The organism is Curtobacterium sp. MCBA15_013, from assembly GCF_001865095.1.
Taxonomy (GTDB): domain Bacteria; phylum Actinomycetota; class Actinomycetes; order Actinomycetales; family Microbacteriaceae; genus Curtobacterium.
Window position 1 is genome coordinate 34992 of the sequence record NZ_MJGQ01000018.1, and the last position, 10254, is coordinate 45245.

At 72.1% G+C, this 10254-nt stretch carries 9 protein-coding genes; 5 read left to right on the forward strand and 4 right to left on the reverse strand.

Annotated elements, in window-relative coordinates:
- Positions 1 to 76 precede the first annotated feature (76 nt).
- From BIV01_RS11675 to BIV01_RS11695, 5 genes are read left to right on the forward strand one after another with little or no spacing between them, the layout of a single operon-like run.
- The gene (locus BIV01_RS11675) at positions 77 to 1435 is read left to right on the forward strand and encodes an extracellular solute-binding protein (protein WP_083403239.1); all 1359 of its coding nucleotides are present in this window, start codon (positions 77 to 79) and stop codon (positions 1433 to 1435) included.
- Between the two features lie 2 nt (positions 1436 to 1437).
- A complete protein-coding gene (locus BIV01_RS11680) occupies positions 1438 to 2484 on the forward strand; it encodes a carbohydrate ABC transporter permease (RefSeq protein ID WP_217637349.1) in 1047 nt (348 codons plus the stop codon).
- Entirely contained in the window at positions 2484 to 3377 is an 894-nt protein-coding gene (locus tag BIV01_RS11685; RefSeq protein WP_071295012.1) for a carbohydrate ABC transporter permease, read from the forward strand. The genes BIV01_RS11680 and BIV01_RS11685 overlap by 1 nt, the downstream gene beginning before the upstream one ends.
- Positions 3378 to 3384: 7 nt before the next feature.
- Complete coding sequence (locus BIV01_RS11690) at positions 3385 to 4689, forward strand: 6-phospho-beta-glucosidase (protein ID WP_071302955.1); 1305 nt, start codon at positions 3385 to 3387, stop codon at positions 4687 to 4689.
- Positions 4677 to 5777 (forward strand): N-acetylglucosamine kinase, encoded by a 1101-nt coding sequence (locus BIV01_RS11695; RefSeq protein ID WP_254791825.1) that lies wholly within the window; start codon positions 4677 to 4679, stop codon positions 5775 to 5777. The genes BIV01_RS11690 and BIV01_RS11695 overlap by 13 nt, the downstream gene beginning before the upstream one ends.
- A gap of 415 nt (positions 5778 to 6192) precedes the next feature.
- Here BIV01_RS11695 and gap read toward each other — a convergent pair whose 3' ends face one another.
- The 4 genes from gap to BIV01_RS11715 form a co-directional block, all read right to left on the reverse strand.
- Positions 6193 to 7197 carry a type I glyceraldehyde-3-phosphate dehydrogenase gene (gene gap / locus BIV01_RS11700; RefSeq protein ID WP_071295010.1) on the reverse strand — a complete coding sequence of 335 codons (1005 nt, stop codon included), beginning with the start codon at positions 7195 to 7197 and terminating at the stop codon, positions 6193 to 6195.
- Between the two features lie 108 nt (positions 7198 to 7305).
- Positions 7306 to 8256, reverse strand: a complete 951-nt coding sequence (locus BIV01_RS11705; protein ID WP_071302956.1) for a GlxA family transcriptional regulator — start codon at positions 8254 to 8256, stop codon at positions 7306 to 7308.
- A 28-nt stretch (positions 8257 to 8284) separates the two neighbouring features.
- A complete protein-coding gene (locus BIV01_RS11710) occupies positions 8285 to 9007 on the reverse strand; it encodes a methyltransferase domain-containing protein (RefSeq protein WP_083295014.1) in 723 nt (240 codons plus the stop codon).
- A complete protein-coding gene (locus BIV01_RS11715; RefSeq protein WP_071302957.1) occupies positions 9004 to 10194 on the reverse strand; it encodes a type III polyketide synthase in 1191 nt (396 codons plus the stop codon). The genes BIV01_RS11710 and BIV01_RS11715 overlap by 4 nt, the downstream gene beginning before the upstream one ends.
- Between the last annotated feature and the right edge of the window lie 60 nt (positions 10195 to 10254).

The window sequence follows — 10254 nt, forward strand, 5'->3', positions numbered from 1 at the left end:
CGCACGCCCGGATCCGTCCGGCGTGCGGCACCGCGACCGCACCGCGTCGGAGCGAGACCAGAGAGCGAGTACCGCAGTGTCCCTCCCCCAACCGAACGTCCCGCACCGCCGGACGTTCCGCCGCATCGTCACCGCCACGGCCGTCGCCGCCGTGGGCGCCCTCGTCGTCGCGGGCTGCAGCTCCGGCAGCAGCGCCGACTCGATCGAGAAGAGCGCACCGAAGGAGCTCAAGGGCACCGTGTCCCTGTGGCACTTCTTCACCGGGCGCGAAGCCGGCGTCGTGAAGAGCGCCGTCGCCGGCTTCGAGAAGGAGAACCCCGGCGTCACGGTCGACATCCACGCCGGCCAGGACGACGAGAAGCTCCAGAAGGCGATCTCGTCCGGCCAGAACATCGACGTGGGCCTGTCGTACTCGACCGCCATCGTGGGCAGCTTCTGCTCCTCGGGCGCCTTCCGCGACCTGTCGCCCTACATCAAGCGTGACAAGGTCGACCTGTCGGACATCCCGAAGGCCGTGCAGTCGTACACGCAGTACAAGGGCACGCGCTGCACCCTGCCGGCCCTCGCCGACGTCAGTGCGCTGATGTACAACAAGCCGCTGCTCGCGAAGGCGGGCATCACGACCCCGCCGAAGACGCTCGACGAGCTCAAGGCCGACGCCCTGAAACTCACCACGTACAACGCCGACGGGTCGATCAAGCAGCTCGGCTTCAACCCGCTCATCGACTTCTACGAGAACTCCCCCGAGCACTGGGCCCCGATGGTCGACGGATCGTGGCTCGACGCGAAGGGCAACAGCGTGATCGGCACGTCCGACGCCTGGAAGAAGCTCATCACCTGGCAGAAGGGCTTCGTCGACGAGATCGGCTACGACAAGCTGAAGGCCTTCACCTCGGGGCTCGGCCAGGAGTTCGCCGCCGACAACGCGTTCCAGACCGGTCAGGTCGCGATGCAGATCGACGGCGAGTACCGGACCGCCTTCATCAAGGACCAGAAGCCGGACCTCGACTACGGCACCGCACCGACCCCGGTGATGGACGGCCTCGGCAACTACGGTTCGACCTACATCGCGGGCAACGTGGCGGGCATCGCGAAGGGGTCGAAGCACCCCGAGCTGGCCTGGGCGCTGCTGAAGTACCTCTCCACGAACACCGACGCGCAGGTCACGATGGGCAACGGGCTCAAGAACATCCCGACGCTCACCTCGGCCCTCGAGTCGCCGAAGCTCGAGGTCGACGAGAACTACAAGACCTTCGTCGACGTCGCGGGCGACAAGGACACGATGACCTCGCCGGGCACCGCGGACGGCGCCGCCTACATCGGCACCTTCACGAAGTTCTGGCAGGCGTACCAGCAGAACGGCGGCGACCTCGACGCGAAGCTCAAGAAGCTCGACTCGGACATCGACAACGCCAACCAGCTGGCTGGTCCGTGACCATGACCGACGTCACCACCCCTGAGACCGGCAGCCTGGAGGCGCGGCCCACCCGCGCCTCCCGGCCGCCGGCCAGCGCCGGGTCGCGTTCGACGGCCCCCGGGAGCCGGCCACGTCGGCGCCGCTCCGCCGAGTCCCGCCGTCGCCTGGTCGCGCTGACGATGCTCGCCCCGGCCCTGGCGGGCCTCGTGATCTTCTTCGCGTACCCGCTCGTCGCGTCGATCTTCTACTCGTTCACGCGCTACAACCAGCTGCAGGAACCCGAGTTCGTCGGGTTGCTGAACTACCGGTTCCTCTTCACCCAGGACCCGCAGATCGGCCCCGCGGTCGTGAACACGCTGTGGTTCGTGGTCATCCTCGTGCCGGTCCGGATCGTCTGCGGGCTGCTCGTGGCGGGACTGCTCAGCCGCGCGAAGACGGCGACCGGGTTCTGGCGGACGCTGTTCTACCTGCCCGCCCTGGTGCCGCCCGTCGCGAGCGTCGTCGCGTTCGTGTTCCTCTTCAACCCCGGCACCGGCCCCGTGAACCAGATCCTGCGGGTGTTCGGCATCGACGGCCCGCTCTGGTTCAACGACCCCGCGTGGTCGAAGCCCTCGCTCGTGATCATGGGCGTCTGGGTGATGGGCGACATCATGATCATCTTCCTGGCGTCGCTCCTCGACGTGCCACGCGACCTGTACGAGGCCGCGTCGCTCGACGGGGCGAACGGCGTCCAGCAGGTACGGCACATCACGCTGCCGACGATCGCGCCGGTCATCGGGTTCGCCGCCGTCACGGGGGTGATCGCGGCCCTGCAGTACTTCACCGAGGCCGCCGTCGCGTCGGGCGTCGCCAGCGGCAAGGCCACGATCGGCGGAGGCACCGCGGCGCAGCTCGGCTACCCGGGCACCTCGCTGCTCACCTACACCGAGCTGCTCTACCAGCACGGGTTCGCGAACTTCCAGTTCGGCTACGCGTCCGCGATGGCCGTGGTGCTGTTCGTGGTCACCGCCGTGGTGCTCGTCCTCACGATGCGCCGCATCTCCGTCTTCAGACCCGAGGAGTCCTGATGACCGCCGTGTCCCAGTCCCCGCTCGCCCGGGCTCCCCGCGGTGCGGCGTCCGGCTCCGCCCGCGGTCCGCGCCGCAGCCTGCTGGTCTGGATCGCCGAGCACGCCGCACTCGTCGCGCTCGGCGTCCTGACCATCGCGCCGATCGTGTTCGTCATCCTGACGTCGCTGATGTCGAGCAACCAGGCACTCACTGCGTCGATCGTGCCGCGCCCGTTCGACTTCTCGAACTACGGCCGGGTGTTCACCGAACTGCCGCTCGTGCAGTGGTTCGGGAACTCGTCGATGTACGCCGTGCTCGCCACCGCGTTCATGCTCGTCAGCTCGGTCCCGGCGGCGTACGCGCTCGCCCAGATCAAGTTCCGTGGCGCGAACCTGATCTTCACCGTGATCATCGTCGCGATGCTCCTGCCCCCGCAGGTCACCGCGGTGCCGGTCTACGTGATGTGGTCCGAGCTGCACCTCACCGGCACGCTCTGGCCGCTCATCCTGCCGAACCTGCTCGGCGACGCGTTCAGCATCTTCCTGCTCCGTCAGTTCTTCATGACGATCCCGAAGGAGTACGGGGACGCCGCTCGCATGGACGGATGCAGCGAGTGGGGCGTGCTGTGGCGCGTGGTCGTCCCCATGGCCCGCCCGGGCATCGCGTCGGCGGCGATCTTCATGTTCTTCCACTCGTGGAACGACTACTACGGCCCGCTCCTGTACGCCTCCGAGAACCAGGCCGCCTGGCCGGTGGCGTACGGGCTGGCCACGTTCCGCGGCCAACACGGCACCGACTGGTCGATGACGATGGCGATGACCGTCGTCGTCATGGTGCCCGTCGTCATCATCTTCTTCTTCGCACAGAAGGCATTCGTCGAGGGCATCGCGCTCACCGGCGTGAAGGGATAGCACCACAGTGAAACTCGCAGTCATCGGTGGCGGATCCACCTACACCCCCGAACTCGTGGACGGCTTCGCCCGGCTCCGCAACCAGCTGCCCATCGACGAGCTGTGGCTCGTCGACCCCGACCCCGTCCGACGCGAACTCGTCGGCGGTGTCGCGAAGCGGATGTTCGCCCACGCCGGCCATCCGGGCACGATCCACGTCACGGACGACGTCGTCGCCGGGGTCTCGGACGCCGACGCCGTCATGTTCCAGCTCCGCATCGGCGGGCAGGCTGCCCGGCACCAGGACGAGACCTGGCCGCACGAGGCCTGCTGCATCGGGCAGGAGACCACCGGGCCCGGCGGGTTCGCGAAGGCGCTCCGCACCGTGCCGGTCGTGCTCGAGTACGCGTCGCTCGTCAAGCGGTACGCCAAGCCGGACGCGTGGATCGTCGACTTCACGAACCCGGTGGGCATCGTCACCCGAGCACTGCTCGAAGCGGGGCACCGGGCCGTCGGGCTCTGCAACGTGGCGATCGGGTTCCAGCGGCGCTTCGCGAAGGAGTTCGACGTCGCTCCGTCGGCCGTCCGGCTCGACCACGTCGGTCTGAACCACCTGACGTGGGAGCGCGGCGTCCACGTGACGGACGGCTCCGGTGAGCGCGACGTCCTGTCCGACCTGCTCCGTGCCGACACCGGTGCCCTCGACCGGATGGCGGAGAGCGTGCACATGCCGGCCGACCTCATCCGACTGCAGCACGCCGTGCCCTCGTACTACCTGCGCTACTTCTACAGCCACGACGTCGTGCTCGAGGAACAGCTGCACGCGCCCACCCGTGCCGAGGCCGTCATGGAGACCGAGCGGGCCCTGCTCGCGAAGTACGCGGACGAGTCCGTCGTGACGAAGCCCGCCGAGCTCGAGCAGCGCGGCGGCGCCTACTACTCCGAGGCGGCGATCGACGTGCTCTCCTCGATCCTCGGCGACCGCGGTGACGTGCAGGTCCTCAACGTGCGCAACGACGGCACGTTCCCGTTCCTCCCCGACGACCACGTGATCGAGGTCCCGGCCCGGGTCACCCGCGCGGCGATCACACCGTTGCCCGTCGCGCCGCTCGACGCCGACATGGTCGGACTCGTGTCGCACGTCGCCGGGTACGAACGCCTCGCCCTCGACGCCGCCGTGCACGGAGGCCGCGACCGCGTGCTCCGCGCGATGTGGGCGCACCCGCTCGTCGGGCAGGTCGACAAGGCCGAACGGCTCACCGACCTGCTCCTGGCCGCGAACGCGGAGCACCTGCCGTGGACGCGATCGGAGCAGCTGACGTGGGCGGGCTGAACGGAGCCGGAGCGTCCGGGGGCGGCGTCGGCACCGCCCGAGCGACCCGTCCGCCCGCTCCCGTCCCGCCGGCGCCGAGCGACGTCGTCCTGGCCGTCGACGGCGGCGGCAGCAAGACGGACGTCGTCGCGATCGCACTCGACGGTTCGATCGTCGGGCACGCACGGGGCCCCGGCTCGAACCCGCAGACCCGCGGGTGGGACGTCGCCGGGCCGATCCTCGACGACGTCCGGGCGCGGGTCGTCGGCGACCTCGGCGACCGTCGGATCCGGACGACGCACGTGTACCTGGCCGGGCTCGACCTGCACGACGAACTCGTCGCGGCGACCGAGGCGCTCGCGCACTGGGAGGCCGACGGCGGCGCGCCGCACGTCCTCGACAACGACCTGTTCGCACTGCTGCGGGCGGGGACGCTGTCGCCGGACGCCGCCGCGGTCGTCTGCGGCACGGGCATCAACGCGCTCGCGGTCCGGGCCGACGGCACCACCGCACGGTTCCCCGCCATCGGGGACGTCTCCGGCGACTGGGGCGGCGGCGCGTACCTCGGCAACCGTGCGCTGTGGCACGCAGCCCGCGCAGACGACGGTCGCGGACCGGCGACGGCCCTGGTCACGGCCGTCCCGGCGGCACTGGGCCTCCGCAGCGTCCGCGAGGTGACCGAGGCGATCCACTTCGGCCGCCTCGACCAGCGGGTGTTCAACCGGCTGTGCCCGGTGCTGTTCGAGGTCGCCGGCGCGGGTGACGCCGTGGCCGCCGGCGTCGTCGCGCGGCAGGCCGAGGAGATCGTCCTGCTCGCCGCGGTCGCGCTCGAGCGTCTCGGTCTGGGTGGTTCGGCCGCGAGCCCGGTGCCCGTGGTCCTCGGCGGCGGGGTGCTCGCAGCGCGGGATGCCCTGCTCGTCGAGGGCGTCGTCGACGGCCTCGCTGCCCGGGTGCCCGGAGCGGTGCCGACGTGGGTGACCGATCCTCCCGTGCTCGGGGCGGGGTTGGCGGCGCTGGAGTCCGTCGGGGCCGACGACGCCGCGCTCGACCGCTACCGACAGGCCGTGCGCTCCCGCGCCTTCGCGAGCACCACGGCGCTGATCCGCTGACGCGGCCGCGCGCCTGCGCGCCCGCCGCGCCCGCGCACGCGCCCGCGCACTCGCCCGCGGCCGCCGCGCCCGCGCCGCGCCCGCGAAAGCGACAGTGTGCCGCACGACGATCGCGGCACACTGTCGCTCCAGCGGCAGCATCATCGCGCGGACCCTGTGCGCTGTCGCTTCCGCGGCACGACCCACACCGCGCCTGGAACGCACCCACACACGGACGGGAGGCGCGGTGCCAGCCCGCACCGCGCCTCCCGTCCGACCGTGCTCGCGCCCATCCCGTGGTCGCGCGCCCCGAGACTCGGCCGGGCGGACGAGATGCGGGCCGCCGGGCCGCGAAACTGTCCGCCGAGCCGAGACTCGGCGAGACCGCCGCGCGGGGCGCGCCGCGCGCCGCGCGCGCCGCGCGCGCCGCGCCGCGCTACGCGCGCGCCAGCAGCCCCAGCATGTCGACCACCCGGTTCGAGAACCCCCACTCGTTGTCGTACCAGGCGACCACCTTCACGTGCCGCCCCTCGTCGACACGGGTGAGCAGCGAGTCGAACACGCTCGACTCCGGCCGCCCCGTGATGTCCGTCGACACGAGCGGGTCCGCCGTGAACGCCAGCACCCCCGCGAGCGGCCCGGCGGCGGCAGCGCGGTAGGCCTCGTTGACCTCCTCGACGGTGACGTCCCGCGACACCACGGTGTTCAGCTCGACGATCGACCCCACCGGCACCGGCACCCGGATCGCGTCACCCGACAGCTTGCCGTCGAGCCGCGGCAGCACGAGCCCGATGGCCTTGGCAGCCCCGGTCGACGTCGGCACGATGTTCACCCCGGCGGCGCGCGCCCGACGCAGGTCGCGGTGCGGACCGTCCTGCAGGTTCTGCTCCTGCGTGTAGGCGTGCACGGTCGTCATGAACCCGTGCTCGATGCCCGCGAGGTCGTCGAGCACCGACGCCAGCGGCGCGAGCGCGTTCGTCGTGCACGAGGCGTTCGAGACGACGGTGTGCACCGCCGGGTCGTACACGTCGGAGTTCACGCCGTACGCGATGGTGGCGTCCGCACCGGTGGCGGGCGCGCTGATGAGGACGCGGCGGGCTCCCGCGGTCAGGTGTCCCGCCGCTGCGTCGCGCGCGGTGAACCGGCCGGTCGACTCGAGCACGACCTCGACGCCGAGGTCGCCCCACGGGAGCTCCGCCGGCTCGCGCGACGCGAGGACGCGGATGCGCCGTCCGTCGATGACGAGGGTGTCCCCGTCGACCTCGACGGTCCCGGCGAACGGGCCGAGCGCGGAGTCGTACCGGAACAGGTGGGCGAGCGTCTCGGGTGCGGTGAGGTCGTTGACGGCGACGACTTCGAGGTCGTCGCCTCCCCGGGCGAGGAGTGCTCGGAGGGTGTTGCGGCCGATGCGGCCGAAGCCGTTGATCGCGATGCGGGTCATGTGGACTTCCTTTCGTTCCGCGGTCCATGCTCACGGCCCGGGAGGCGCGGCTCCAGTGGCTGGGAAGCCAGCGTTCGAAAGGATGTCGCCACCACTGCGGCGACGCGGTCAGTCCTGGAATGTCCGCCGGTACTCGGTCGGCGAGGTCCCGAGGATCCGACGGAAGTGCGTCCGCAGGTTGGCGTCCGACCCGAGCCCCGCCCGTTCGGCGACCTGGTCGACGGCGAGGTCCGAGCGCTCGAGCAGCTCCCGTGCGAGGTCGACCCGAGCCCGGAGCACCCACTGCATCGGCGTGTACCCGGTGTCCTCGACGAAGCGCCGCGAGAACGTCCGAGGCGAGACCGTCGCGTTCCGGGCGAGGACCTCGAGCGTCAGCGGGTCGGCGAGGTGCCGGAGCGCCCACTCCCGCGTCTCGGCGAAGACGTCCCCGAGGGGCTCGGGCATGCTCCGCGGGACGTACTGCGCCTGCCCGCCGCTCCGGTACGGGGCACTCACGAGCCGCCGTGCGACGTGGTTCGACAGCCCGACCCCGTGGTCCTGCCGGACGATGTGCAGGCACAGGTCGATCCCGCTCGCCGCTCCCGCACTCGTCAGGACGGACCCGGCGTCGACGAACAGCACGTCCTCGTCCACGTCGACCTCGGGGTACCGGTCGCGGAGCACCCGCGTGTAGTGCCAGTGCGTGGTCGCACGGCGGCCGTCGAGCAGTCCGGCGGCGGCCAGGGCGAACGCCCCGGTGGAGATCGCCGCGATCCGGACGCCCCGCTCGTGCGCCTGCCCGAGCGCCGCCACCACGTCGGCCGGGGGTGGTGTGTCCGCGGGGAACCGGTACCCGGGCACGAAGACCGTCTCGGCCCACTCGAGGGCGTCCAGCCCGTGGTCGACCGCGTACGCGAGGCCGTCTCCCCCGGCGATGCGTCCCACGCGGGGGCCGCACACCCGGACCTCGTACGGCATGCTCGGGCGGTTCGAGAAGACCTGCGCCGGGATCCCGACGTCGAGCGGCTTCGCCCCGTCGAGCACGAGGACCGCGACGCGGTGCAGGTGGGGCGTGGCCATGCAGCGACGCTAGCGCCCTCCGGGGACGTCAGGCGTCGCGGATCGCGAGGACCCGGTGCGGAGCTGCCCGCTCCGCCCGCCACCCGGAGGGCAGGACGTCCTGGAGTTCCGGCAGCGTGAAGCTCCGCCGGATCGAGCGCAACCCGTCGACCCGCACGAAGGTGCCGGCCGCGACCAACGTCGAACCGACCGCGTACGCCCGGTAGGCCGAGCGCGACCGCCGGATGTCCGAGTGCAGGCTGCGGCTCGTCGCCAGCTGTTCGGAGTCCGCGAGGAACCCACGCCGCTCCTCGTCGCCGAGGTGGTGCAGCACGTGGTTCGACACGACGACGTCGAACCGCTCCCCCGCGGCGATGAGCTCGGCGCTCGACTGCTGCCGGAAGGTGACACCGCGCGGGGTGGACCGGGTCGCCGCGTCGATCGCCCGCGCGTCCGGGTCGGCCCCGACGACCTCGACGTCGAACCCGTCGGCAGCGGCCCACCGGACGAGCGCCCGCGCGAGGTCGCCGCCACCGCACCCGAGGTCGAGCACGCGTCCCCGCCCGTTCGCGGGGAGCGCCGGCGCGACGTGCGTCCGCCACGCGGAGCGCCAGCCGCTCACGAGTGCGTTCACCACGGCGAAGCGCCGGAACGTCCGCGCGAGCGCGCGCGGGTCGCAGTCCGGGTCGTCCATGAGTTCGTGGAGGTCCAGTGCGCGCGTGGTCAGGTCGACGGCCGGGAGGCGCGGGTCGATCCCCTCGGTGCGGCTCACGAGACGCCCGTGGTCGCCGTCTCGACCGCGTCGTCGCGGGCTGCTGCCGCCGCCGCCTCGACCGGTTCGTCCTGCTCGCGGGCCGGGATCGACGGTCGCGTGCTGCCGACGGCGGTGAGTCGGGCGGCCTCGACCGTCAGGCCCGGCCCGAACGCGAGCGCGATGACGGGGGCACCGTCGTCGATGCCGTCGTCGAGCACCTGGCGGAGCACGAAGAGCACGGTGGCACTCGAGACGTTCCCGTGGTCGCGGAGGACGGCGCGGCTCGCCGAGAGGGCGGCGTCCGGCAGCCCGAGGGCGACCTGCGTCCGGTCGAGGATCGCGCGGCCGCCCGGGTGCACGGCCCAGGTCGGAACGTCGACGGCGGCGGAGCCCACGGCGGACAGCAGCGGTGCGACGGCCTCGGCGACCGTGGCACCGACGAGCTTCGGGACGGCCGTGCTGAGCACCATCTCGAAGCCCTCGTCGCCGATGTTCCACGCCATCTCGGACGCACCCTCGGGCACGACCGTCGTCGCGAAGTCGTCCAGGCGGAGTCCGGCGCCGTCGGCGGTGACCACGGCCGCCGCCGCACCGTCCCCGAAGACGCTGTTGGCGACGATCTGGTCCGGGTCGTCGCTCGCCCGGACGTGCAGCGTGCAGAGCTCGGCGCAGACGACGAGCACCACGGCGGACGGCACGGACTCGGCGAACGCCGCAGCGATGCGGAGCGCCGGGAACGCCGCGCAGCACCCCATGAACCCGATGTGCTGGCGGAAGACCGTGCGGGGGATGCCGAGTTCGGTGACGACGTCGAGGTCGGGGCCGGGCTGGGTGAACCCGGTGCACGAGACGGTCACCACGTGGGTGATCGACTCGGGTGTCACACCCGCGCGGTCCACGGCGTCGCGGGCGGCCGCCACGAACAGGGCCGGGGCGAGCTCGCGGTACCGGTCGTTCCGGGTGCCGGTCGACGGGGACCGCAGCACGCCGTGGTCGTCGCGGAAGGCACCGGACGGCCGCGTGCTGTCGAGTTCCTCGAGCACCGTGTGCCGGTGCTCCACGGCGGAGGCGTCGAACGCGGCGGGGACGAGCCGCCTGCCGAGCCGGCCCAGGTCGGGCTGCGACGCGAAGAGGTCGCGCACCGCAGCCTGCTCGAGTGTCGTCTCGGGGACGGCGGTACCGATGGCGCGGATCGTTGCGGACACGACTCATCCTGTCACCGGGTCGCTGACGCGTCCCCAGGATCGACGGGAGGCGCGGTGCCA